Origin of the sequence: Mycolicibacterium alvei, assembly GCF_010727325.1 — a bacterium.
Classification (GTDB): domain Bacteria; phylum Actinomycetota; class Actinomycetes; order Mycobacteriales; family Mycobacteriaceae; genus Mycobacterium; species Mycobacterium alvei.
In genome coordinates, this window is sequence record NZ_AP022565.1 from 4823487 (window position 1) to 4846141 (window position 22655).

A 22655-nucleotide genomic window follows, 5' to 3' on the forward strand; every position below is an offset into this window, starting at 1 on the left:
CCGGTCACAGCAGCCTTTCCGGGATATCGAGATGACGGCTGCGCAACCATTCGCCCAGCCCTTTGGCCTGCGGATCGAACCGGGCCTGGTATGCGACGCCCTGGCCGAGAATGCCTTCGATCACAAAGTTCACGGCTCGCAGATTGGGCAGCAGATGCCGGGTGACCGGCAGATCGACTGTCTCGGGCAGTAATTCACGAATCCGCTCGACCGTCAGGGCGTGGGCCAGCCAGCGCCACTGCTCGTCGGTTCGCACCCAGACCCCGACATTGGCCGACCCGCCCTTGTCGCCGCTGCGAGCACCGGCGATCGTGCCGAGTGCCGTGCGGCGGGTGGGTCCGGCAGGGAGTTCCTCGGGCAGGACCGGATCGGAAACTGGTGCCAGAGAGAGTGTTTCGGCTGCCGGTGCGATACCGATCCGGGTGCCGTCGGCATGCGCGGCGATGTGTGGCACCTCGGTGGCGTCGACGTAACCGGGTACGAACACGCCGTAGATCTGACCGTCGCCGGGTGGTGCTGTGGTGGTGAACCCCGGATAGCTCGCCAGTGCGAGTTCCACACCCGCCGAGGAGAATTGGCGTCCGACGATGCTGGGATCCGCATCACGGACGACGCAGTGCAGCAGCGCACTGGCGGCTTCCTCGGTATCGGCATCGGGATGATCGGTGCGGGCCAGCGTCCACTCCAGCTCGGCAGGACGGACCTTGATCCCGGCCTCCAGCTGGCTGCGTATCAGCTGCGCCTTGGCCTCGATGTCCAGGCCGGTCAACACAAAGGTGGCGGAATTGCGGAAGCCACCGATGCTGTTGCACGACACCTTGAGTGTCGGGGGTGGAGCTTCCCCCGTCACCCCGGAGATCCGTACCCGGTCGGGGCCGTCCTGGCTCAACTGCACAGAGTCCACGCGCAGCGTCACATCCGGATTGGCGTACCGGGCGCCGGTGATCTCGTAGAGCAGCTGCGCGGTGACCGTGCCGACGCTGACCTGCCCGCCGGTGCCGGCGTGTTTGGTGATCACCGAGGAGCCGTCGGCGGAGATCTCGGCGATCGGAAACCCGGGCCGGGCCAGATCTGGAATGTCTCGGAAGAACGAGTAGTTGCCGCCGGTGGCCTGGGTGCCGCATTCGATTACGTGACCCGCCGCGACGGCCCCGGCCAGCGCGTCGTAGTCGGTGGCCGACCAGCCGAAGTGCGCGGCCGCCGGCCCGACGATCACCGACGCGTCGGTCACGCGCCCGGTGACGACGACGTCGGCGCCGGAATTCAGGCAGTCGACGATGCCCCACGCGCCCAGGTAGGCATTGGCGGCCAGGGGAGTGCCCAGCCCGAGTTCGGAAGCGCGGCCCACCAGGTCATCGCCCTCGACATGGGCGACGTTGACGTCGAGGCCGAGGCGCTCGGCCAGGGCCCGGACCGCGGTGGCCAGCCCCGCCGGGTTCAGCCCGCCGGCGTTGGCCACGATCTTCACGCCCTTGTCGAGGGCCAGCCCGAGAGACTGCTCCAGCTGGGTGAGGAAGGTCTTGGCATAGCCGCGGTCGGGATTCTTGGCCCGGTCACGGGCCAGGATCAGCATGGTGAGCTCGGCCAGGTAATCGCCGGTCAGATAGTCCAGCTCACCGCCGGTGAGCATGTCGTGCATCGCGGACAGCCGGTCGCCGTAAAACCCCGAACAATTACCGATGCGCACTGCATCAGGCCCTGAAGGCACACGTACTCCTGTCGACGCTGACAATGGATACCAACCAACCAACCGGTAGGTTATCGGGTACCGCTGGTCTCGCGTCAATAGGTGGCCGGTATGTCCCAGCTCAGGCTCGGTAGGTCTGCGGCCACCGTTTTGGAGCAGCGCCAGGTCAACCGTTACTCTGTAACCAATCGTCGCCGCCGGCGGGCTCATTCGGTTCGCGCGGTAACAACCCTAAGCAAGGAGATGCACGTCATGGCTGTGCCCAAGCGCAGAATGTCGCGCGCGAACACCCGTAGCCGGCGCGCGCAGTGGAAGGCCGAGGCCACCGGTCTCGTCGGCGTCAATGTCGCCGGTCAGCAGCACAAGGTGCCGCGCCGTCTGCTCAAGGCCGCCCGTCTCGGCCTGGTCGACCTCGACAAGCGCTAGACCCGCAGACACTTCTTCAGAAAGCGCCATCACTCGCGATGGCGCTTTTTGTCGTGCTCGGAGCCGGTTTGGGCTCGAGAAACGCTCGGTGAATTTGCGGCGTGCCTCTCAGCCCTCTCTCAGACAGCGGGTTGAAACTGTGCCTGTGCGCATACTTGTCGTTGATGACGATCGCGCTGTGCGCGAATCTCTGCGCCGGTCGCTTTCTTTCAATGGATATTCGGTCGAGCTCGCCCAGGATGGGGTCGAAGCACTCGAGGCGATTTCCAATGACCGGCCTGACGCTGTGGTTCTGGATGTGATGATGCCGCGAATGGACGGCCTGGAAGTGTGCCGGCAGCTACGCAGCACCGGTGACGATCTGCCGATCCTGGTGCTGACCGCCCGCGACACCACCTCCGAGAAGGTCGCCGGGTTGGATGCGGGTGCAGACGATTACCTGCCCAAGCCGTTCGCGCTGGAGGAGCTGCTGGCGCGGATGCGGGCGTTGCTGCGCCGGACCGTCAGCGACGACGGCTCCGATTCGCAGAAGATGTCGTTCTCCGACCTGACCCTCGACCCGGTGACCCGCGAGGTGACCCGCGGCCAACGTCAGATCAGCCTCACCCGTACCGAGTTCTCGCTGCTGGAAATGCTGATCGCCAACCCGCGGCGGGTGCTGACCCGTAGCCGGATCCTCGAGGAGGTCTGGGGTTTCGACTTCCCGACGTCAGGGAACGCCCTCGAGGTGTACATCGGCTACCTGCGCCGCAAGACCGAGGCCGAAGGCGAGATCCGGTTGATCCACACCGTGCGGGGCGTCGGCTACGTCCTGCGTGAAACTCCTCCCTGATTTGATGGCGCTCAACGCAAATACCTGGCGAACCGCCACTGACTCTGGGCGGCTCGCCGCCGTGAACCTACGGAACACCAGCTCGCTGTCCTTGCGCTGGCGCGTGATGATGCTCGCGATGTCGATGGTGGCCATGGTGGTCGTCCTGATGGCTGTCGCCGTCTACGCCGTGGTCTCCCGAGCGCTCTATGACGACCTGGACAACCAACTGCACAGCCGTGCCCGGCTGCTCATCGAGAGTGGATCGCTGGCCGCCGATCCCGGCAAGGCGATCGAGGGCACCGCGTACTCCGACGTGAACGCGATGCTGGTGATCCCGGGCCGCTCGATCTACACGGCCAACCAGCAGGGCCAGATGCTGCCGCTGGGCAAGGCCGAAAAGGACGTCATCTCGGGCGAGCTGCTGATGTCCCTGCGCACCGCCAATCATCAGCGGGTGCTCGCGGTCCACCTGGCCAACGGCAGCTCCCTGCTGATCTCCAAGAGCCTGGCGCCCACGGTCCAAGTGCTGAGACGTCTGGGCACGGTGCTGCTCATCGTCGGTGGTGTCGGCGTGGCGGTGGCGGCCATGGCCGGTGGAGCGGTGGCCAGAGCCGGGCTCAGACCGGTGGGCAGACTCACCGAAGCCGCCGAGCGGGTGGCCCGCACCGACGACCTGCGGCCCATCCCGGTGATCGGCAGTGACGAGCTGGCCCGGCTCACCGAGGCGTTCAACATGATGCTGCGGGCGCTGGCCGAATCGCGCGAACGCCAGTCCCGACTGGTCTCCGACGCCGGGCACGAGCTGAGAACGCCGCTGACTTCACTGCGCACCAACGTCGAACTGTTGATGGCCTCACAGGCTCCCGGGGCGCCACCGCTGCCCAAGGACGAGATGGACGGGCTGCAGGCAGACGTGGTCGCCCAGATCGAGGAGCTGTCCACCCTGGTCGGCGATCTCGTCGATCTCACCCGCGACGATGCGGGCGGTATCAACCCGGAGCCGGTCGACATGTCCGAGGTGGTCGACCGCAGCCTGGAGCGGGTCCGGCGGCGCCGCAACGACATCGACTTCGAGGTCGACGTGGTCGGTTGGCAGGTGTTCGGCGATGCGCCCGGACTGGGCCGTGCCGTGCTCAACCTGCTCGACAATGCCGCGAAGTGGAGTCCGGCCGGCGGACGCGTCGGTGTCCGGTTGCATCAGGTCGATCCGACGCATGCCGAGCTGGTGGTCTCCGACCGCGGCCCCGGTATCCCGCCGCAGGAACGTGCGCTCGTGTTCGAGCGGTTCTACCGATCCGATGCAGCCAGGGCGATGCCGGGATCGGGCCTCGGACTGGCTATCGTCCAGCAGGTGGTGCTCAAGCACGGCGGTGCGCTACGTATCGACGAGACCGTGCCGGGCGGCACCCCACCGGGGGCTTCATTTCACATGGTGTTGCCGGGGCAGCCGATCTCCAATGCCGATACGACACACCTGCACCGCGTGGGTGGTGGGCGCAGCGTCGGCGCGGAGGAAAAGTGAGAGAGTGAAGTCGGTCGGGGGACCAGTCAGGGGTGGATCAGAAATCTCTAAGTGGATTCTCAGTCCATCTGGGCAACCTAAGTGGCCACAACCTCGTTTGACGAAGTGACGGACGCGAGGGTTGGACATGCGGGTCGGACCGGGTCGGCGTGATTGGCCGGCGGACCTTTTACAAGAGAAGAGCACGCAGCACAATGACGAACCACCCGAGGTACCCCCAGCAGCCGGAGCAGCATCCCGGTGGCGCCCCCGGATACGCCGGTGCGCGTCCTGATCCGTATCAGCAACAGCAGTACGACTGGCGATATGCGCGTCAACAACCGCAGCAGCAACAGGTGTCGGCGCCGCAGCAACCCCAGAACCAACAGCACCAGAGCCAACAGCACCAGCCGCCACAGCAGGCCTACCGCGCGCCCTATGACCCGTACCGGATTCCGGCCAACCCGCAGCCGGTGCCGGCGAAGAAGCGGTCCAGGACCGGTCTGGTGGCCGGGGCGTTCGCGGTGGCCGTGGTCTCAGCCAGCATCGGTGGCGGTGTCGGCAGCCTCATGCACGACGACCACCCGCGCCTGGGCGTGCCGGGCCTCGGCGCCGCACCGACTGTTCCCGCGGCCGCCCTGCCGCCGGGCTCGGTGGAGCAAGTGGCCGCCAAGGTGGTGCCGAGTGTGGTCAAGCTCGAGACCGACCTGGGCCGCGCCTCCGAGGAGGGGTCCGGCATCATCCTCACCGCCGACGGCCTGATCCTGACCAACAACCACGTCGTGCAGGGCGCCAAGCCGGGTGGGCCCGGTCCCGCGCCGGTACCGGGCGGGGCACCGGTGCCGGCCGGCGCACAGACCAAGGTGACGTTCTCCGACGGCACCACCAAGTCGTTCACCGTGGTGGGCACCGATCCGAGCAGTGACATCGCGGTGGTGCGGGCGCAGGATGTCTCGGGCCTCACCCCCATCACGCTCGGCTCCTCGGCCAACCTGCGGGTGGGCCAGGACGTCGTGGCCGTGGGATCCCCGCTGGGCCTCGAAGGCACCGTCACCACCGGCATCGTCAGCGCGTTGAACCGTCCGGTCGCGGCCGGCGGCGACGCCCGCAACCAGAACACCGTCCTCGACGCCATCCAGACCGACGCCGCGATCAACCCGGGCAACTCCGGCGGCGCGCTGGTCAACATGAACGGCGAGCTGGTGGGTATCAACTCGGCGATCGCCACCATGGGCGGGGATTCGCCGCAGGCGCAGAGCGGCTCGATCGGGTTGGGTTTCGCGATCCCGGTGGATCAGGCCAAGCGGATCGCCGATGAGCTGATCCAGAACGGGACGGCCTCGCACGCGTCGCTGGGCGTGCAGGTCAGCAATGACACCACCAGCGACGGCGCCAAGATCGTCGAGGTCACCAATGGCGGGGCCGCGGCGGCAGCAGGTCTACCCAGCGGCGTCGTGGTCACCAAGGTCGATGACCGGGTGATCGGCAGTGCTGACGCGCTCGTGGCGGCGGTGCGGTCCAAGGCCCCCGGCGACAAGGTCACCCTGACCTTCCTGGGCGAGGGCGGCAAGCCGCAGACAATCGAGGTCACCCTCGGCAGGGCCGAACAGTGAGCATGCTGACCGGACCCGGCGAGATGGCCACACTGCGTCTGGCTACACCGTTGTCTGCTGCCGGATATACGGTTGCAGGCATGGAACAGGCAGGGGAGTTGGTGGGCCGGGCGCTCGTCGTCGTCGTAGATGACCGCACTGCACACGGCGAGGAGGACCACAGCGGTCCGTTGGTCACAGAGTTGTTGGGTGAGGCCGGATTCGTCGTCGACGGTGTCGTGGTGGTCGCCGCGGACGAAGTCGAGATCCGCAACGCGCTCAACACCGCGGTGATCGGCGGCGTCGATCTCGTGGTGTCGGTAGGCGGGACCGGGGTGACACCGCGCGATGTGACGCCGGAGGCCACCCTCGACATCCTCGACCGCGAACTACTGGGTATCGCCGAGGCGTTGCGCGCGTCGGGACTTTCGGCCGGCATCGTCGATGCCGGGCTGTCCCGCGGCCTGTGCGGAGTCTCGGGCAGCACGCTGGTGGTGAACATCGCCGGGTCGCGTGCGGCAGTGCGCGACGGTATGGCCACACTGGGGCCGCTGGCTGCACAGGTGATAGGCCAGCTGTCAAGCTTGGAGATCTGAGCCCAGTGAGGAAACGGCGGCCACCGGCCGCCGTTTCTTTTTTTGGCGAATGTGGCTCTCACCGTTCATGCTGGTTAAGAGCAGGTTAACGGGTGCTTGCAGATCACCCGACCTGAAATGTGAGCTTCGTCACGAAGGGGTAATCGCGATGCCGGAAGTGAATAAGTCGTCCCGTCACGCAGTTAACAAGATCTTTGGTGAGGCCCTACCGGACATCGCTCCTGACGAACGCGACACCGATTCGCCGGACGACGATGCCGACCGTGACCGGTGGCTGCGGAACAACATTCCTCCCCATCATCAGTGATCGGTGAACGGCTTGTTGGGGCAGGAATCCCAAATCTGGGTGTGGCCTGGGCCTCAGCGCGTGGTTTGGGTGAACGCTGCCACACCATTGCCCCCGCGGGCCCACTCGCAGCGTCATGGTGTTGTACGCCGGACTCCCCGCGGGTAGTCAGCAAATTTTGATCGGCGGGACCGATGCACGTATGTCGATATGCGCTTGCGTTGCCGCCGGAATGCCCTCCCGTTATGTTCCTCGTGTCAACGACGATGTGTATTAGGTAAGAGCGACATGTGGAGTTGCTGATCCACCCCATGTGTTGGTCTTGCACGGCGGTACGGTCTGCGGGCTGGGACGTCGACCACAAACGGTGGGCCTCCAGGATCGCCGGCGAATTAGCTAGGGAGAATATGAAGGCATTCAGTCGGGTGCTGGTCGTGATGGTCGCAGCCATCGCGGCGCTGTTTGCGAGCACGGGCATTTCTCATGCGGGTCTGGACAATGAGCTGAGCCTGGTCGACGGCCAGGATCGGACCTTGACCGTTCAGCAGTGGGACACCTTCCTCAACGGGGTGTTCCCCCTGGACCGCAACCGGCTGACCCGTGAGTGGTTCCACTCCGGCCGGGCCAAGTACCACGTCGAGGGCCCGGGCGCCGATGAGTTCGAGGGCACCCTGGAGCTGGGTTACCAGATCGGCTTCCCCTGGTCGCTGGGTGTGGGGATCAACTTCTCCTACACCACCCCCAACATCCTGATCGACGACGGTGACATCACCGGACCGCCCTTCGGCCTGGAGTCCGTGATCACGCCGAACCTGTTCCCGGGTGTGTCGATCAGCGCCGACCTGGGCAACGGCCCCGGTATCCAGGAGGTGGCCACCTTCTCGGTGGACGTCAAGGGTCCGGCCGGTGGTGTGGCGGTGTCCAACGCGCACGGCACGGTGACCGGTGCGGCCGGTGGCGTGCTGCTGCGTCCGTTCGCCCGCCTGATCGCCTCGACCGGTGACAGCGTCACCACCTACGGCGAGCCCTGGAACATGAACTGAGGACATGAACGTCACGTTCTAGCCCCGACAAAAGCAGCCCCTGGAGAAATCCAGGGGCTGCTTTTGCGTACGGGCGCCTACTTGTCGCCGCGGTCGGCACTCGTGTGCCTGGCGGTGTCCGGGCTGGGGCCCGTGCCGGGACCGGTGACGTGCTTGCCGGCCGAGCCGTTCTCGGTCAGGAGATCGCGAATCTCGGTGAGGAGGCTCAGCTCGGTGTCCTGGGCCTGTTCCACCTCGCCGCGCTCGCGCAGCTTCTTGTACGGCAGGACGATGACGAAGTAGATGACCGCCGCTACCAGGACGAAGTTGATGAAGGCCGACACGACGGCGTTGAAGTCGATGAACGTCTCGGGATCGCCGCCCAGCGAGATCTTGAGAACGCCGTACTCGTTGCCGGGGCCGGCGCCGATCCGGTCGATCAGCGGTTGCACCACCTTTTCTGTGAAGGCGGTGACCAAGCCCGTGAAGGCGGCGCCGATGACCACAGCAACGGCAAGATCGATGACGTTGCCGCGTGACAGAAACTCTTTGAAGCCCTTCAACATGCTGCGGACCCTCCCTGCGGTGTGTGTGTTTGATGCGACAAGCAAACAGTAACGGAGTTGGCCGAACCGCTGGATGGTTGTCCGGCAGCCGAATCTGGATTCAGTGAATCGTCAGCGTGACGGCCTGCACCAGGCTGGTGGCCGCCACCTCATTCGCGGAGCGGGCGGGCAGCGCCACCAGTGCCACGCGATCGCTGCCCGCTCCGGCCCCGCGTGGCTTCTCGGAAACCAGCACCACGACGGCTCCTGAGGCCACCACGACCGGCCGGGTCGGTTGCCTGTCGTCCGGATCGGACGTGACTGTCAGCACGTCGACCACATCGCCGGCGCGGATCAGATCCAGTAGCGCGGTGTCGCTGAGTTTGAGCGGCACGATCCGAGCATCGGGGCCCGCAGCCGATTCGGCCAGCCGCGACCCGAGCAACCGGACATCGGTGATCACCTCGCCACGACGGGCCGGGGCGGTCAATGTCGCACCGATCACCGGTGCCACGTCGCGCTGGGCGCCGTCGGGCAGGGTGGCGGTGCTGCGCCGCTCGAGGCGGACGTCGGCGGCAGTCAATGCGACGCCGGGGGACAGGTCATGAGCCGCGACCGCGATCTCGGTGTACTCGCCATGGGGATCGGAGCGCAGGACGGCGACGGCCGCCAGAAGCACCAATCCGGCCGCGGCGGCGCGGCGGGCGGCCACCGTGCGGGTCCAATCGGGCCGGGCAGCAGTCAACCGATGCCAGGGTGGCGGGTTGAGAGATTCGGCCATGGCGCCACGGTAGGCGCGCGACGGCCGGGTGGGAACGGCGTCTTCGCCGCCCTGTGGATAACTCGGGCTAGCTGGAGGCGGCCGCGGCGGGGGCGGCGGCAGAGTTGCTCGACGAGGAAGACGAAGTGCTCGTGGAAGACGAGGACGACGAGTCGGAAGTCGAGCTCGAAGAGCTGCTTTCCGAGCTCTTGGCCGACGAACCGTTGGATGAACTCTTGCTCGACTCGCGGTTGTCGGTGCGGTAGAAGCCGCTGCCCTTGAACACCACGCCCACCGAACCGAAGAGCTTGCGCAGCTTTCCGGAGCACTTGGGGCAGGAGGTCAGCGCATCATCGCTGAAGGCCTGCACCGCGTCGAACCGGTTGTCGCACTCAGTGCACGCGTAGGAATAGGTAGGCACGAAAACCCTCCGAGTTGGTCAAACTTGTTAGCACTCTACAAGCTCAAGTGCTAGAACCGCTACGTGGGCCATGTCATTCCCGCGGGCCGCCGGCGCCGGCGAACCCGAAGATTAGCGGTCGTGCTTGTGGTGGCGGTAATCCTGGCGGTGCTGACAGTGCTGGTGGTGGCCCGCATGCGGGAGACCGGTTCGGCATCCCGGCCGATGGCCCAACCGCAGCCCTCCGTCTCGGCCCAGCTTCCCGCCTCGCAGCGGACCCCCGGCTACGACCACGCCCGCACACTGTTGGCGGGACTGCCGATCAAAGGCTGGGATCGCGACACCGACTACACCCGATCCCGCTTCGGTGCGGCCTGGAGTGACGACGTCAACGTCGAGTTCGGCCACAACGGCTGCAACACACGCGACGACATCCTGCGCCGCGACCTGGCTCAGCTGACCGTCCGGCCCGGCACCTGCTACGCCGCCACCGGTGTCCTGCATGACCCGTACGCCGGAGCCGAGGTCGCCTTCACCCGTGGGCCCGACACCTCGGGCACCGTGCAGATCGACCACCTGGTGTCGCTGTCCGACGCCTGGTACAAGGGGGCGCGGACCTGGGACCCGCAGCGGCGCATGGACTTCGCGAACGATCCACGCAACCTGATCGCGGTGGCCGCGCAACCCAACTTCGACAAGGCGTTCCGCGATGCGGCCAGTTGGCTGCCGCCCAACGTGGCGTTCCGGTGTGAGTTCGTGGCCCGTCAGGTCGAGGTGAAAGCTGCCTACCAGCTGTGGGTTTCGGAGAAGGAGAAATCCGCCATGGAGGCGGTGCTCGGCAACTGCTAACTGCGGCGGTAGCTCGGCGCGATCATCAGCGGGACCGGTGAGTGGCGCAGGATCTTGCCGGCCGCCGAGCCAAGGAACACCTGGGCGCTCGGCGCGGCCGCACCCGAACCCATCACCAGCATGTCTCCGGCATTCCACCCGATGCTCTCGACCGCGGCATTCCAGTCGTGACCCGCACCGACCACCACGTCGACATCGGGAACAGCCATCCGGTCACGAATAGCGTTGAGCTGCTTGGTGATCTCGGCGATGGTTCGCCGTGACCACTGCTGGACCACCAACTCCTCGGCCGAGGTTTCGATGGTTCCGGCGAACGCTGCGGTGTTGCGGACCGTGAACGAGACGATGCGCAGCGTGGCGTTCCACGCCGCGGCCAACTCAGCGGTGGCCGGGATGAGCCCGTTGACGTCGGCTTCTCCGCCGTAAGCCGCGGTGAGCCGGCGCACCCGCCCCTCGGTCTCCAGGTACCCGCGCGGCGCGAATGCCACCGGCACCCGTGCAGTGTGCACCAGGCGCTCGGTGACGCTTCCCAGCGTGACGCGCCCGAGCATGCCCGACGACGACGAGCCGACCGTCACCAGCGTGACCCGGTGAGCATCGGCGAGCTCCATCAAACCCGTTGGGATCGAAGTGGATTCATGTACCACCTGGGTGACGCCGACATCGGCGGGAAGCGCCGCTGCCGCGCGGTGCAACGCCTGGGTGGCTTGGGCGCGAACGTAGGACAGGTACTCGACCTCGACAGGGTCGTCCCGGGGCGGCCAAGCCCTCTCCACCACCGCCGCGGCGATCACCCGCTCGCCGGTGGTGCGGGCGAGCTGGATGGCCAGATTCAGGGGTGCGCCGCTGTGCCGGCTCGCACTGAATGCCGCGAGGATCGTCACGACGCGTGCTCCTGGGTGCGCACCCGTGCCACCACGTGGGTCACCGGGATCTGGTAATCGGCGCGGGCCCGGTCGACGACGTCGAACCGGTGCCACACCGAATCCTCCGGCGGCAGAGTCGCTATCACGATCTGGTCGGGCCGGAATCCCTCGACGGCATTGGCCAGGGCTCGCAGCGGACGGTAGTCACCCAATTCCCCGTCGGCCTGCAAATGCTCGGAGTGCAGCGTGTCCAGCGTGTGATCGAGGCGGCGCTGGGCCGCGCGGGTGGTGGCTTCGGCGATGTCGAGCGGGCCGTGAGTGGCGGCCGCCCCGGTGTCGATCGGACTGGCCGGCACCACCACCTGATAGACCGCATCGCGGTCCGCGCCGATGCGGCGCAACTCGTCGAGCAGTTCATCGGATTCGACGGTCTCGTTGGCCAGCACCAACACCCGGTGCGGACGCGGGGCCCCGGCCGCCCGCTCAGGCTCGGGTGTTTCGGGCCGGCGCCCGACGAACCAGCGGTTGGCCAGGAACAGCAGGATCACCACGGCCCACGACGCCAAGCTCAGGACCAGCTGCGAACGCACGTCCTCCTGCAGGTACATCTGCACCAGGATTGCCGCGATGGCCGCCGCGGTGAGGATCGACGCCACCGGGAACAACCACATCTTCACCTTGAGCTGGCCCGGGGAGGTTCGGTAGCGCAGCACGATCTGCGAGATGCAGATGAGCAGGTAGACGAACAGGATGATGGCGCCGCTGGAGTTCAGCAGGAACGCGAAGATCGTCTTCTCGGCGAACGCCGCCGCGATCACGCACAGGAAGCCGACCACCGAGGACGTCAGGATCGCCGCCGCAGGAACCCCGCGGCGGGTGACGCTGACCAGTTGCGGCGGTGCCTCACGGCGGGCGGCCAGCACGAACAGCATCCGCGACGCGGTGTACATGCCCGAGTTCAGGCAGCTCAACACCGCGGTGAGCACCACGGCGTTCATGATGTGGTCGGCGTAGGGGATACCCATCTCGGTGAATGCGGAGACGAACGGCGATGCGGCGAGGTTCTCACTGTTCCACGGCAGGATCGTGACGAGCACGAACGCCGAGCCCACGAAGAACACCGCGATACGCAGGATCACCGAGTTCGCGGCCCTGGCCACAGCGCGTTCGGGATCGGCAGACTCCGCGGCCGCGATGGTGGCGATCTCCGCGCCGACCATCGAGAAGATCACCGTCACGACGCCGACGGTGACGGCCATCGGTCCGAACGGGAAGAACCCGCCGTGCGCGGTCAGATTGGAGAAGTCCATCTCCTTGTGCGGCCACAGTCCGAGGATGAAGCACATGCCCAGTCCGATGAACGCCAGGATCGCCACGACCTTGATGCCGGCGAACCAGTATTCGAATTCACCGAATGACGAGACCGAGAACAGATTGGTGGCAGTCATCGCGACCAACAGCAGCAGCGCCGTCAACCAGATCGGGACGTGCACCCAGTACTGAATGATCTTGGCGCCGGCGATGGCCTCGAAGCCCACCACGATCACCCAGAAGTACCAGTACAGCCAGCCCACCGAGAAACCGGCCCAGTTGCCCAGGGCATTGCGCGCATAGTCGGCGAACGAGCCGGTCGACGGATTGGCCACCGCCATTTCGGCCAGCATGCGCATCACCATGATGATCAACACGCCCGACAGGGCATACGTGATGAACGAGCCTGGTCCGGTCGCGCCGATCACCACGCCGGATCCGACGAACAGACCGGCGCCGATCACGCCGCCGATCGCGATCATCGTCAGCTGTCGTTGACTGAGCGCCTTGTTCAGCACCGGAGTCTCGCCCATGTCGCTCCCCCTTCTCGCGTGTGCGTGACGTGGCTCACATCACGTCAGAAGGTTGACGCTATGCCCGACGACGAAACTCCGGGCGGCAATTCGGACGACGAGTCCTGCTCAGTTCCCGGTGGGGGCGCCCAGTTGCACGACCCCGCCCGACGGCGTCAGCGCATGCGTCATCCGCACGTCGTGCGCGTCGGCGGGCAATGCGTCGACCAATTCGTCGTCCCGCACCACCGCGACCAGTCGCGCAAGGGGTGAGGCGTAGATCAGGCTGCGGTCGTAGAAGCCGGCGCCCCGGCCCAACCGGTTGCCGTCGCGGTCGACGGCAAGGGCGGGCACCAGCACCACCTCGGCGTCGGCGATCGATCCGGCCGGCAACCACGGCGGCGGGGGCTCACGCAGGCCGAACTCGGCGGGCACCAGCGTGCCGGGCTGATAGGCGCCCCATTGCATCGGCAGTCCGCGGCCGTCCTCGTCGTTGCGGGCTACCGGAAGCAGCACGCGCACACTGAGTTCCGACAGGGTGTCCAGAAGGGCCGGCGACCCCGGTTCGGAACCCACCGGAACGTAGGCGCACACCGTCTGCCCGTCGCGGACGAAGGTGGGCAGCCAGCGGCAAAGGGCCAGCGTTTCGCGGTCGCGGAGGTCGGCCGGTACGGCCCGTCGTGCACGGAGAACGCCAGCTCGCAACTCGGTCTTGGTCGGCGGGGTCACGCCATCCACCTTTTCAGAACGGACGTTAGTGTGTGAATGATGAGCACGTCTCACAAGGCGCCTGAGGTGCCGTTTCCCTATACGGCGGTGGTTCCCGCGGCCGGTCTGGGTACGCGGTTCCTGCCTGCGACCAAGACGGTCCCCAAAGAACTGCTGCCGGTGGTCGACACCCCGGGTATCGAATTGGTCGCTGCCGAGGCCGCCGAGGCCGGTGCCGAACGGCTGATCATCATCACCTCGGAAGGCAAAGACGGCGTCGTCGCGCATTTCGTCGAGGACCTGGTGCTCGAGGGCACGCTGGAGGCGCGCGGCAAGAAGACGATGTTGGAGAAGGTCCGCCGCGCCCCCGCACTGATCAAGGTCGAGTCGGTGGTGCAGGCCGAGCCGCTCGGCCTCGGACATGCCGTCGGCTGCGTCGAGAGTGCGCTGGCTCCCGACGAGGATGCGGTTGCCGTCCTGCTGCCCGATGATCTGGTGCTGCCCACCGGTGTACTGGTGACCATGTCGAAGGTGCGGGCCAAGCGCGGCGGAACGGTGCTGTGCGCGATCGAGGTCCCCGAGGACGAGATCAGCGCCTACGGCGTCTTCGATGTCGAGACGGTGCCCGACGCAGCCAATCCGAACGTGCTGCGGGTCAAGGGCATGGTGGAAAAGCCCAAGTCCGAAGATGCGCCGTCCCCGTACGCGGCGGCCGGCCGCTACTTGCTGGACCGGGCGATCTTCGATGCACTACGTCGCGTTTCGCGCGGGGTGGGTGGGGAGATCCAGCTGACCGACGCCATCGCACTCCTGATCGAAGAGGGGCATCCGGTACATGTGGTTGTGCACCGCGGAGCCAGACACGACCTGGGAAATCCCGGCGGCTACCTGAAGGCTGCGGTTGACTTTGCGTTGGAACGTGACGACTACGGCCCAGATTTGCGGCGGTGGTTGGTCGAACGGTTGGGTCTGACCGGACAGGACGGCTAGCAACGAGCTGGCCCGGTCCCTGGCACGTCGGCCCGTAGATAGGAAGGCGTGTTGTGCGTTCGGTCGAGGAACAGCAGGCTCGGGTAGCGGCTGCCGCGGTGGCGCCCCGGCCGGTGCGAGTGGCCATCGCCGAGTCGCAAGGCCTGATGTGTGCCGAAGAGGTCGTCACCGAACGGCCGATGCCGGGATTCGACCAGGCCGCGATCGACGGCTACGCGGTGCGCAGCGTCGACGTGTTGTCCGTGGGCGACGGTGCCGGGGAGATCAGCCTGCCGGTGATGGGGTCGATCGAGGCGGGGGCACGGACCCCGAGTCGCTTGCAGCCCCGGCAGGCTGCGCGCGTGCAGACCGGCGCGCCGATGCCGACGCTGGCCGACGCGGTACTTCCCCTGCGGTGGACCGACGGCGGCGAGAGCCGGGTCCGGATCCTGCGCAGCGTGCGCTCGGGCGCCTATGTCCGGCGCACCGGCGACGACGTGCAACCCGGTGACGTCGCGGTGCGGTCGGGCACCATCATCGGTCCGGCCCAGGTGGGCCTGCTTGCCGCAGTCGGACGCGACCGGGTGCTGGTGCATCCACGGCCCAGGCTGTCGGTGATGTGCGTGGGCGGCGAACTCGTCGACGTGTCCCGCAGCCCCGGAACCGGGCAGGTGTACGACGTGAACTCCTACGCACTGGCCGCGGCGGGCCGGGATGCGGGTGCCGAGGTCAACCGCGTCGGCATCATCAGCACCGACCCGGCGGAACTGCGGGAAACCGTTGAAGGCCAAGTCAATCGCAACGAGATCGTGGTCATCGCCGGTGCGGTGGGCGGGGCTGCCGCGGAATCGGTGCGCACCGTCCTCGCCGAACTCGGCGAGATGGAGGTGGCCCGGATCGCGATGCATCCGGGGTCGGTGCAGGGCTTCGGGCAGCTCGGCCGCGACCGCGTGCCGGTCTTCCTGCTGCCGGCGAACCCGGTCAGCGCGCTGGTGGTGTTCGAAGTGATGGTGCGCCCGCTGATCCGGTTGTCACTGGGCAAGCGCGCACCGATGCGGCGCGTGGTGCAGGCCCGCACGCTGGCGCCGATCAGTTCGGTGGCCGGGCGCACGGGATACCTGCGGGGGCAGTTGATGCGCGACCAGGACACCGGCGAATACCTGGTGCAGGCACTGGGCGGGGCGCCCGGCGCGTCGACGCATTTGCTGGCCACACTCGCCGAAGCGAACTGTCTGGTGGTGATTCCGAGCGAGGTCGACGAGGTCCGCACCGGCGAAACCGTGGATGTGGCATTCCTGGCTCAGCGCGGCTGATAAGACTTCATTCGATGAATGACGGTGTGACGAATCGACAATGTGGATGAGCTGGCTGCGCTCCAGTGCTTTTCACCCGGGCTGGCCCGTTCCGATCGGGCCGTTGCGGGTGCGGGCCGGCGTGGTGCGGCTACGCCCGGTGCGGCTGCGCGATGCCGCGGTGTGGAGCCGGATCCGGTTGGCCGACCAGGCTCACCTTGAGCCCTGGGAGCCGGTCAGCGGTGTGGATTGGAGTCTCCGCCATGGGGTTTCGTCATGGCCAGCGATCTGCTCGGGTTTACGCGCCGAGGCCCGGCTCGGACGGATGCTGCCATATGTGATCGAGCTCGACGGGGAGTTCGCCGGCCAGCTCACGATCGGCAACGTCACCCACGGCGCACTGCGGTCAGCCTGGATCGGTTACTGGGTGGCCAGTGACAAGACCGGCGGCGGGGTGGCGACGGGTGCGCTGGCGCTGGGGCTCGACCACGCCTTCACTGCGGTGCAGTTGCACCGAGTCGAGGCCACAGTGCGTCCGGAGAACGCCGCGAGCCGGGCCGTGCTGGCCCGGGTCGGGTTCCGCGAGGAGGGCCTACTGCGCCGCTACCTCGAGGTCGACGGTGCCTGGCGGGACCATCTCCTGGTGGCGGTCACGTTGGAGGAGCTGAAGCACTCGGCGTCCCAGGCCCTGGTTTCGGCCGGACGCGCCAGTTGGTGCTGAGCCGACCGGCGAGGATGCCCGGCCGCGACGCGCCGCATTGAAGCCGCATTGAAGCTGCGCCCACGGTCGCGATTTCGCCGGATTCACAGCCCTGGAAGCAATCTCGACGAATTCGGTTCCGTCAGCTGTTACTAATGTGGCAAATGTGACTGTTGGTGCTTGTATCGATCGAATTACAGGTGTGTAATTGTGTCGGCGCGCCACCCATGGATGCGCTGGTCGCAGACCTAGCCTGAACGGGGAAAGGAGCAGGCGTCATGCCAAGCATCCCCCAGTCACTGCTGTGGATTTCCCTCGTCGTTCTCTGGCTTTTCGTGCTCGTTCCGATGTTGATCAGCAAGCGCGACTCGGTGCGTCGCACCAGCGATGTCGCCCTGGCGACTCGAGTGCTCAACAGCGGCCGCAACGCGCAACGGTTACGACGCGGCCCGGCCGCCGGGCATCACAGCGATCCGTACTGGCAGCACACGGCTGACCACCTCGACGAGAAGCTCGATGAAGACTTCGAAGAGGATGAAGAACCGGTCGAGGTGCACGTACACGCGACCATGCAGCGCACCGTGGTGGTGGCCGCGGCGGTGGTGAGCGTCGAGACCCCCGAGCCCGACTACCTCGATGTCGACGTCGTCGACGAGGATTCCGGTGCACTGCCCGTCGGTTCGATGGCCGAGACAGCCGAACCGGTTGCCGTGCCCGAGGAAGAGTCCGAACCCGAACTCGAGTTGGAGTTCGAGACCGAGCCTGAGGTCGAAGCCGAGCCGGAGTTCGATTCTGTCGAGTCGGAGGCCCAGACCGAGCGCATCGCACTGGATCTCGAGGATGTCGAGGAGGCCGAGGATTCCGACGCCCTTTCCGACGACGAGTACGAGTACGTCGACGACTCGTCGGGCCTGGAACCCGAGGCCGAGGACGAACCGGTCGACGAGGAACAGGCCGAGACGCCCGTCGCGTCGCTGAGTGCCAGCCGGCAGCGCCGGTTCGAGTCCAAGACCTCCGCGGAGGTCACCGCCCGCAAGTTCCAGTTCCGCAAGCGCGTGCTGGCCGTGCTGGCCGCCACGATCCTGTTCTCGGCGGGCGCCGCCTTGCTGGTGACGCCGTCGGCCTGGTGGATGTGTGGCGGCGCGGCCACACTGACCGTGCTCTATCTGGCCTACCTGCGCCGCCAGACCCGCATCGAGGAACAGCTGCGACGTCGTCGCGCGCAACGGATGGCGCGGTCCCGGCTCGGCGTGGAGAGCACCGATGACCACAAGCTCGACGTGGTGCCGGCGCGGCTGCGTAGGCCCGGCGCGGTGGTGCTCGACATCGATGACGAGGACCCGATCTTCGAGCACCTGGCGTACACGTCGTATGCGTCGACGGCCCGCGAATACGATCTTCCGCGGGCTTCCGGGCAGTAGCGCAGCCGGTTTCCGGTTCCGGGCCGGTGGCTGGTAGCCTTGCGTTCCGGTATCAGGGGCTATAGCGCAGTTGGTAGCGCGTCTCGTTCGCATCGAGAAGGTCAGGGGTTCGATTCCCCTTAGCTCCACAAAGTGTGAATACAAAAGACCCGCCGGAGACGGCGGGTCTTTCTCTTATCCCTCAGCGAGGATGAACCGTCGCATACTGGTCCTCGAACAGTGAATGCGAATCGAAGGGCACACCATGACCGTCAGCATCGTTGACGCGGGTCCGAATCAGGTCAGCCGCTCCGTGGAGGTCAATGCCCCTGCAGCCGAACTGTTCGCCATGATCGCCGACCCGCGTCGTCACCACGAGATCGACGGTTCGGGCACCGTCCGCGACAACGTGTCGTGCCCGGATGACATCGCCCCTGGTGCGAAGTTCACGACTGGGATGCGGATGTACGGGGTGCCCTACCGGATCACCAGCGTCGTCACCGCGGTGACACCCAACGAACTCTTTGAATGGCGACATCCGGCGGGGCACCGTTGGCGCTGGGAGTTCACCGCACTCACCCCCACGCTCACGCGCGTGACAGAGACATTCGATTACCGCGACACCGGGCCGATCAAGGACACGCTGAAGTATTACGAGCGAATGGGCTTCGCCAAGGGCAACGCGAAGGGCATCGAGTCCACGTTGACCAAGTTGCACGACCGCTACGCGACATGATTCGCGTCGAAGACGTTGCCTACGTCAGCGCGCGCGATCGCAGGGTGATCGGTAGGTCGTCGGCAGGTGTCGGCCCGGTGCCCCAGGTCAGCTGAGGGCGGTAGTCGTCAGGCACGCTCCATTCGAACTGTCTCAGCATCTGGTGCATGGTCGTCTTGACCGTCATATCGGCGAACTGCTGGCCGATGCACTTGTGCGCCCCGCCTCCGAACGGTGCGAACACGTAGCGGCTCACCGTGGCGCGGGACTCGGAATTGTTCACGAACCGTTCCGGATTGAACGTGTCGGGGTCGGGCCACCAGTCGGAAAGCCGCATGGAGGCATAGACATTGATGGCCACCTGGGTTTTGCGCGGGACGAAGTGTCCGAGGATCTCGGTGTCGCGGACGGTCTGCCGGAAGAGCGCGCCGGCCGGAGCGTACATCCGAAGGATCTCCTTGAATGCGGCATCGAGCAGGGGATAGGTGTCGAGGTCGAGCACGGTCGGGGTGTCATTCGGGTGAGCGAGGGCCTCTTCGCGAAGCGCGTCTTGCCACTGCCGGTTTCGGCCCAGTTCATAGGTCAGCATGGACAGCGCGATGGCGGTGGTGTCGTGCGCGGCCATCAGCAGGAAGATCATGTGGTTCACGATGTCGGCTTGGGTGAAGCGGGCGCCGTCTTCATCCTCGCTGCGGCACAACATCGAGAACAGATCCGCGCCGTCGCCGCGCTGGCGGTCGGGAACCTGCTCGGCGAAGTAGCGTTCGAGCCGCTCCCGGGCACGTAGCCCCTTGGCCCACACCCCGCCGGGCACATCCGCGCGTACCAGCGCCTGCCCTCCGCGGACGGTGTCGCGGAAATCCGCCGACAACTGGTCGGCTTCGGGACCGAGGTGGGTACCGACGAACACCTCCGCGGCCTGTTCGAGCAGCAGGTGCTTGATGGACGGGTAGAACGGAAAATCCGGTGTCGAGGGCCAATTACGCAGCGTGCGATCGATACTCGGCCGCATCAGTTCCAGGTAGCCGTCCAACGCGCTGCGGGTGAAGGCCGCCTGCATGATGCGGCGGTGGTCGCGGTGTTCGTCGAAATCCAGCAACATCATTCCGCGGTGAAAGAACGGTCCGATGACCGGTGCCCAGCCGCGCGTGCTGGAGAACACCTTGTCCCGGTTGACCCATGCGGTCTCGAGGGCATCGGGGCCCATCAGGCCGACGACGCGGAAGCCGACGCCTCCGGCCCACGACACCGGCCCGTAGCGCTCGTACCGGTCCCGGGCGAAGGTCAGGGGGTCGGCCAGCGAGCTCAACACATGGCCGAGGAACGGGAATCCGTAATTGCCCATGACGGGCTTGAGGTTCGATCCCCGCGGCGGCATGGCGAGCGGGTGATCTCCGCTGGGAAACCGTGACGTGACAGCGGCGCCGAACGCTTGCAGGCGGTGTTTGTTCGCCGGCGACGCGAGGCATGTGGACAATGTCGTCATCCGTCGATCCGATTGAGATAGTCGCGGCGACGGTTTTCGTCGAAATGGCCGGGTGGCTCGTTGCGGGTGGCGAGTCGTTTGAACAATTGCATCACCGGTTCCGGCGTGGCTTCCTCCAGCAGTCCGAATGGCGACAACCATTTCGGGACGGTGACCTCGCGTCCGGGGTTGCGTGCGCTGTCGGCGATGACGGTTCCGATCTGCTCGGGTTGCCGGGTGGGGAGAAGGTCGAGAGTGACTCCTGCGGTCAGGTCGGTGTGGACTGCGGTAGGCATGACCGTAGTGATGGTGACGTCGGTGTGGGCGATTTCGGCGCGGACGGCTCGTGACAACGCCGCCACCGCGTACTTCGTGGCGCAGTACACCGACATGCCCGGAGTGGTCGCCTTGGCCGCCATCGATGCGACGTTCACGATGTGGCCGTGATTGCGATCGAGCATGCCGGGAAGAAACTCGTGCATGCCGTTGACGACGCCGGTCAGATTGACGGCGATCTCTTGGTGGTACGCCGCGAGCTTCTGGTCCACGAAAGGGCCCATATGCTGAATGCCTGCGTTGTTCACCAACATCGCCACCGGTCCGTCAGCGGATGCCGCACGGTGAAACGCCGCGACGCTCGACTCGTCGGTGACGTCCAGATGGGTTGCTTTCGCGCCGATTTCGCGTGCGGTGCGTGCGGCCTCGTCGGTGTCTAGGTCGCCGATCCATACCGTTGCGCCCCGCTGTACGAGCGCCGTCGCGGTGGCGCGACCGATACCGCGCGCACCGCCGGTGACGCATGCGACGGCCCCGTCGAGGTCGATCATCGGCCCGCGCTCTCGTCGGTGAACTCCCGCAGCGCGAAGTATGCGATGGGTCGCACTTCGCCGCTGTTCATGTTCAGCAGGGCCCGCCCGAGATAGAGGCCGGGCAGCAGTTCGACGATTTCGTCGCGGGTCCGTTTGATGGGGAAGGTGCGCACGCTGGGGTTCCGGTACTCATCCGGGCTGTAGTCCAGTGCCCGAACCTTGATGTAGGGCGGGATAGCCGCGGTGTCGATGCGGTGGGTGAACTCGAATCCCACCATCTCGGATCCGGCCCGGCGCAGTCCGCGGTACAGGGGCGCGATGACGCGCATCGCGTACTTGGCGATCGGCGCGAGGCGGTTGAAGCCGGTATCAGTGTCGAATGTCTTTCCCCGCCAGGTCGGGTCGATTTTCAACAGCGGATTCGCCAGGGACGCCTCGGGAATGCCGAAGAGGTTGCCGACGATCAGACCTTCCATGGCTCCGTGCGGTCCGTCGGGTGCGTGTCCCCGCTCGAACAGCGCGGCGAGTTGATCGCGGCGACCCGCGGTGCCGAGTTCCTGTAGGTAGTCCCAGCCCTGGCGCTGCGCCAGGGCTGGTGCGGTCTGGGCCAACTCGCGCAAGTCGTTCAACACCGAGGTGCGGGCCGTGTCCGGTGCCTGATTGTCGATGCCGGTGTCCTTGGCTGCGGTTGTCATGGTTCTCCTGGTGGAAGCATCTGGTACGGAATCGTGCCTAATATCTGGTACGGGACTGTGCCAGACTGTCGAGGTGGTGTCAACGACGAATCGCGCCTACGGAGGCCAGTCGGCGGACGCTCGCCGTCGGCAACGGCGCGAGCGTCTGCTGGATGTTGCGATGGACCTGATGACGCGCAAAGAGTGGCGCGGCGCGACGGTCGAGAAACTCTGTGCCGCAGCAGGTCTCAACAAGCGTTACTTCTACGAGAGCTTCACCGACCTCGGTGAGCTGTCCGCCGCCGTCGTCGACGACATTGCCGAGAATGTCCGCGTCGCCACCGTTGAGGCGGCCGACGCGGCCGCACAGCAGCCACTGGAGGTTCAGGCCCTCGCGAGCGTCTCTGCTGCAGTGCGGGCTCTCGTGGACGACCCGCGCCGCGCCCGCGTCCTACTCGGCGGGGTGGCGGCTTCGCCCGAGCTCGATACGCACCGCACCACGGTCATGCACCGGCTGACCGACGTACTCATCGACCACGGGCGCACAGTGCACGGCGTCGAGCTGGAGCGAGACCCCCTGGCCAAGGTGACACCGGCGTTCATCGTCGGTGGGACGGCGGATGCCATCCTGGAGTTCGTCAACGGCGGAGTCGACCTGTCCCTCGACGATTTCATCGCGCAGCTCGCCACTCTCTGGTTGATCACCGGAAACGGGGCCGCGCAGGTGGCCCGTGCCCGGATCGCTCCGTCTTAGGC

At 66.5% G+C, this 22655-nt stretch carries 23 protein-coding genes and 1 tRNA gene; 14 read left to right on the plus strand and 10 right to left on the minus strand.

Features of this window, described 5'->3' with window-relative positions; all coding sequences use genetic code 11:
* Window positions 1-4 precede the first annotated feature (4 nt).
* Window positions 5-1639, minus strand: a complete 1635-nt coding sequence (locus G6N44_RS23005) for an acyclic terpene utilization AtuA family protein (protein ID WP_235683118.1) — start codon at window positions 1637-1639, stop codon at window positions 5-7.
* A gap of 300 nt (window positions 1640-1939) precedes the next feature.
* On the opposite strand from G6N44_RS23005, the gene rpmF reads away from it, so the two are divergent.
* The 6 genes from rpmF (at window position 1940) to G6N44_RS23035 (ending at window position 7945) form a co-directional block, all read left to right on the plus strand.
* Entirely contained in the window at window positions 1940-2113 is a 174-nt protein-coding gene (gene rpmF, locus G6N44_RS23010) for a 50S ribosomal protein L32 (RefSeq protein ID WP_003885704.1), read from the plus strand.
* 145 nt (window positions 2114-2258) lie between these two features.
* Window positions 2259-2945: a response regulator transcription factor gene (locus G6N44_RS23015; RefSeq protein WP_163668043.1), complete on the plus strand. Its 687-nt coding sequence runs from the start codon at window positions 2259-2261 to the stop codon at window positions 2943-2945.
* 4 nt (window positions 2946-2949) lie between these two features.
* Complete coding sequence (locus G6N44_RS23020; RefSeq protein WP_163668045.1) at window positions 2950-4449, plus strand: HAMP domain-containing sensor histidine kinase; 1500 nt, start codon at window positions 2950-2952, stop codon at window positions 4447-4449.
* A 194-nt stretch (window positions 4450-4643) separates the two neighbouring features.
* Window positions 4644-6041 (plus strand): S1C family serine protease, encoded by a 1398-nt coding sequence (locus G6N44_RS23025; RefSeq protein ID WP_163668047.1) that lies wholly within the window; start codon window positions 4644-4646, stop codon window positions 6039-6041.
* A gap of 23 nt (window positions 6042-6064) precedes the next feature.
* A complete protein-coding gene (locus G6N44_RS23030; RefSeq protein ID WP_372508253.1) occupies window positions 6065-6616 on the plus strand; it encodes a MogA/MoaB family molybdenum cofactor biosynthesis protein in 552 nt (183 codons plus the stop codon).
* A 693-nt stretch (window positions 6617-7309) separates the two neighbouring features.
* Window positions 7310-7945 carry a porin MspA gene (locus G6N44_RS23035; RefSeq protein ID WP_163668049.1) on the plus strand — a complete coding sequence of 212 codons (636 nt, stop codon included), beginning with the start codon at window positions 7310-7312 and terminating at the stop codon, window positions 7943-7945.
* A 77-nt stretch (window positions 7946-8022) separates the two neighbouring features.
* Here the strand turns inward: G6N44_RS23035 and mscL are convergent, their stop codons facing one another.
* The 3 genes from mscL to G6N44_RS23050 form a co-directional block, all read right to left on the minus strand.
* Window positions 8023-8490, minus strand: coding sequence for a large-conductance mechanosensitive channel protein MscL (gene mscL, locus G6N44_RS23040; protein WP_163668051.1), 468 nt, complete (start codon window positions 8488-8490; stop codon window positions 8023-8025).
* 100 nt (window positions 8491-8590) lie between these two features.
* Entirely contained in the window at window positions 8591-9250 is a 660-nt protein-coding gene (locus tag G6N44_RS23045; protein ID WP_163668052.1) for an SAF domain-containing protein, read from the minus strand.
* 67 nt (window positions 9251-9317) lie between these two features.
* Window positions 9318-9650: an FmdB family zinc ribbon protein gene (locus G6N44_RS23050; protein ID WP_163668054.1), complete on the minus strand. Its 333-nt coding sequence runs from the start codon at window positions 9648-9650 to the stop codon at window positions 9318-9320.
* 120 nt (window positions 9651-9770) lie between these two features.
* Between G6N44_RS23050 and G6N44_RS23055 the strand changes: the two genes are divergently transcribed.
* Window positions 9771-10478, plus strand: coding sequence for an HNH endonuclease family protein (locus tag G6N44_RS23055; protein ID WP_235682849.1), 708 nt, complete (start codon window positions 9771-9773; stop codon window positions 10476-10478).
* Here the strand turns inward: G6N44_RS23055 and G6N44_RS23060 are convergent.
* From G6N44_RS23060 to G6N44_RS23070, 3 genes are all read right to left on the minus strand, one after another.
* Window positions 10475-11362, minus strand: a complete 888-nt coding sequence (locus tag G6N44_RS23060; protein ID WP_163668056.1) for a universal stress protein — start codon at window positions 11360-11362, stop codon at window positions 10475-10477. The genes G6N44_RS23055 and G6N44_RS23060 overlap by 4 nt on opposite strands.
* Window positions 11359-13188, minus strand: coding sequence for an amino acid permease (locus tag G6N44_RS23065; protein WP_163668058.1), 1830 nt, complete (start codon window positions 13186-13188; stop codon window positions 11359-11361). Before G6N44_RS23065 ends, G6N44_RS23060 begins: the two co-directional genes overlap by 4 nt.
* A 108-nt stretch (window positions 13189-13296) precedes the next feature.
* Window positions 13297-13896 carry a 5-formyltetrahydrofolate cyclo-ligase gene (locus tag G6N44_RS23070; protein ID WP_163668060.1) on the minus strand — a complete coding sequence of 200 codons (600 nt, stop codon included), beginning with the start codon at window positions 13894-13896 and terminating at the stop codon, window positions 13297-13299.
* A 39-nt stretch (window positions 13897-13935) separates the two neighbouring features.
* Here G6N44_RS23070 and G6N44_RS23075 point away from each other — a divergent pair, with 39 nt between their 5' ends.
* The 6 genes from G6N44_RS23075 to G6N44_RS23100 all read left to right on the plus strand — a co-directional run bounded on the left by G6N44_RS23075 (window position 13936) and on the right by G6N44_RS23100 (window position 18972).
* Window positions 13936-14865 carry a UTP--glucose-1-phosphate uridylyltransferase gene (locus tag G6N44_RS23075; RefSeq protein WP_163668062.1) on the plus strand — a complete coding sequence of 310 codons (930 nt, stop codon included), beginning with the start codon at window positions 13936-13938 and terminating at the stop codon, window positions 14863-14865.
* Window positions 14866-14918: 53 nt separating this feature from the next.
* Window positions 14919-16157 (plus strand): molybdotransferase-like divisome protein Glp, encoded by a 1239-nt coding sequence (gene glp, locus G6N44_RS23080; RefSeq protein WP_163668063.1) that lies wholly within the window; start codon window positions 14919-14921, stop codon window positions 16155-16157.
* A gap of 46 nt (window positions 16158-16203) precedes the next feature.
* The gene (locus G6N44_RS23085) at window positions 16204-16857 is read left to right on the plus strand and encodes a GNAT family N-acetyltransferase (RefSeq protein WP_163668065.1); all 654 of its coding nucleotides are present in this window, start codon (window positions 16204-16206) and stop codon (window positions 16855-16857) included.
* A 257-nt stretch (window positions 16858-17114) separates the two neighbouring features.
* Window positions 17115-18257 carry a divisome protein SepX/GlpR gene (gene sepX, locus G6N44_RS23090; protein ID WP_163668067.1) on the plus strand — a complete coding sequence of 381 codons (1143 nt, stop codon included), beginning with the start codon at window positions 17115-17117 and terminating at the stop codon, window positions 18255-18257.
* Window positions 18258-18312: 55 nt separating this feature from the next.
* Window positions 18313-18385 (plus strand) — tRNA-Ala (locus tag G6N44_RS23095).
* A 116-nt stretch (window positions 18386-18501) separates the two neighbouring features.
* Window positions 18502-18972 carry an SRPBCC family protein gene (locus tag G6N44_RS23100; protein ID WP_163668069.1) on the plus strand — a complete coding sequence of 157 codons (471 nt, stop codon included), beginning with the start codon at window positions 18502-18504 and terminating at the stop codon, window positions 18970-18972.
* A gap of 19 nt (window positions 18973-18991) precedes the next feature.
* Here G6N44_RS23100 and G6N44_RS23105 read toward each other — a convergent pair whose 3' ends face one another.
* Genes G6N44_RS23105 through G6N44_RS23115 form a run of 3 tightly spaced genes read right to left on the minus strand, consistent with a single transcriptional unit; the run spans window position 18992 to window position 21920 of the window.
* Window positions 18992-20437, minus strand: coding sequence for a cytochrome P450 (locus G6N44_RS23105; protein ID WP_163668071.1), 1446 nt, complete (start codon window positions 20435-20437; stop codon window positions 18992-18994).
* Window positions 20434-21243 (minus strand): SDR family NAD(P)-dependent oxidoreductase, encoded by an 810-nt coding sequence (locus G6N44_RS23110; protein WP_163668073.1) that lies wholly within the window; start codon window positions 21241-21243, stop codon window positions 20434-20436. The genes G6N44_RS23105 and G6N44_RS23110 overlap by 4 nt, the downstream gene beginning before the upstream one ends.
* A complete protein-coding gene (locus G6N44_RS23115) occupies window positions 21240-21920 on the minus strand; it encodes a hypothetical protein (RefSeq protein WP_163668075.1) in 681 nt (226 codons plus the stop codon). The genes G6N44_RS23110 and G6N44_RS23115 overlap by 4 nt, the downstream gene beginning before the upstream one ends.
* 169 nt (window positions 21921-22089) lie before the next feature.
* Between G6N44_RS23115 and G6N44_RS23120 the strand changes: the two genes are divergently transcribed.
* On the plus strand, window positions 22090-22653 hold the full coding sequence (locus G6N44_RS23120; RefSeq protein ID WP_235682850.1) for a TetR/AcrR family transcriptional regulator: 564 nt from the start codon (window positions 22090-22092) through the stop codon (window positions 22651-22653).
* Window positions 22654-22655 lie beyond the last annotated feature (2 nt).

What these genes read in the sequence shown, in the direction of transcription:
- rpmF (WP_003885704.1), top strand. Translation starts at nt 1,940, where the DNA reads ATGGCTGTGCCCAAGCGCAGAATGTCGCGCGCGAACACCCGTAGCCGG.
- G6N44_RS23085 (WP_163668065.1), top strand. Translation starts at nt 16,204, where the DNA reads ATGAGCTGGCTGCGCTCCAGTGCTTTTCACCCGGGCTGGCCCGTTCCG.
- G6N44_RS23045 (WP_163668052.1), bottom strand. Translation starts at nt 9,250, where the DNA reads ATGGCCGAATCTCTCAACCCGCCACCCTGGCATCGGTTGACTGCTGCC.
- G6N44_RS23120 (WP_235682850.1), top strand. Translation starts at nt 22,090, where the DNA reads ATGACGCGCAAAGAGTGGCGCGGCGCGACGGTCGAGAAACTCTGTGCC.
- G6N44_RS23035 (WP_163668049.1), top strand. Translation starts at nt 7,310, where the DNA reads ATGAAGGCATTCAGTCGGGTGCTGGTCGTGATGGTCGCAGCCATCGCG.
- G6N44_RS23105 (WP_163668071.1), bottom strand. Translation starts at nt 20,437, where the DNA reads ATGACGACATTGTCCACATGCCTCGCGTCGCCGGCGAACAAACACCGC.
- G6N44_RS23115 (WP_163668075.1), bottom strand. Translation starts at nt 21,920, where the DNA reads ATGACAACCGCAGCCAAGGACACCGGCATCGACAATCAGGCACCGGAC.
- G6N44_RS23100 (WP_163668069.1), top strand. Translation starts at nt 18,502, where the DNA reads ATGACCGTCAGCATCGTTGACGCGGGTCCGAATCAGGTCAGCCGCTCC.
- G6N44_RS23065 (WP_163668058.1), bottom strand. Translation starts at nt 13,188, where the DNA reads ATGGGCGAGACTCCGGTGCTGAACAAGGCGCTCAGTCAACGACAGCTG.
- G6N44_RS23110 (WP_163668073.1), bottom strand. Translation starts at nt 21,243, where the DNA reads ATGATCGACCTCGACGGGGCCGTCGCATGCGTCACCGGCGGTGCGCGC.
- G6N44_RS23005 (WP_235683118.1), bottom strand. Translation starts at nt 1,639, where the DNA reads ATGCACGACATGCTCACCGGCGGTGAGCTGGACTATCTGACCGGCGAT.
- mscL (WP_163668051.1), bottom strand. Translation starts at nt 8,490, where the DNA reads ATGTTGAAGGGCTTCAAAGAGTTTCTGTCACGCGGCAACGTCATCGAT.
- G6N44_RS23075 (WP_163668062.1), top strand. Translation starts at nt 13,936, where the DNA reads ATGAGCACGTCTCACAAGGCGCCTGAGGTGCCGTTTCCCTATACGGCG.
- G6N44_RS23030 (WP_372508253.1), top strand. Translation starts at nt 6,065, where the DNA reads ATGGCCACACTGCGTCTGGCTACACCGTTGTCTGCTGCCGGATATACG.
- G6N44_RS23020 (WP_163668045.1), top strand. Translation starts at nt 2,950, where the DNA reads ATGGCGCTCAACGCAAATACCTGGCGAACCGCCACTGACTCTGGGCGG.
- G6N44_RS23025 (WP_163668047.1), top strand. Translation starts at nt 4,644, where the DNA reads ATGACGAACCACCCGAGGTACCCCCAGCAGCCGGAGCAGCATCCCGGT.
- sepX (WP_163668067.1), top strand. Translation starts at nt 17,115, where the DNA reads ATGCCAAGCATCCCCCAGTCACTGCTGTGGATTTCCCTCGTCGTTCTC.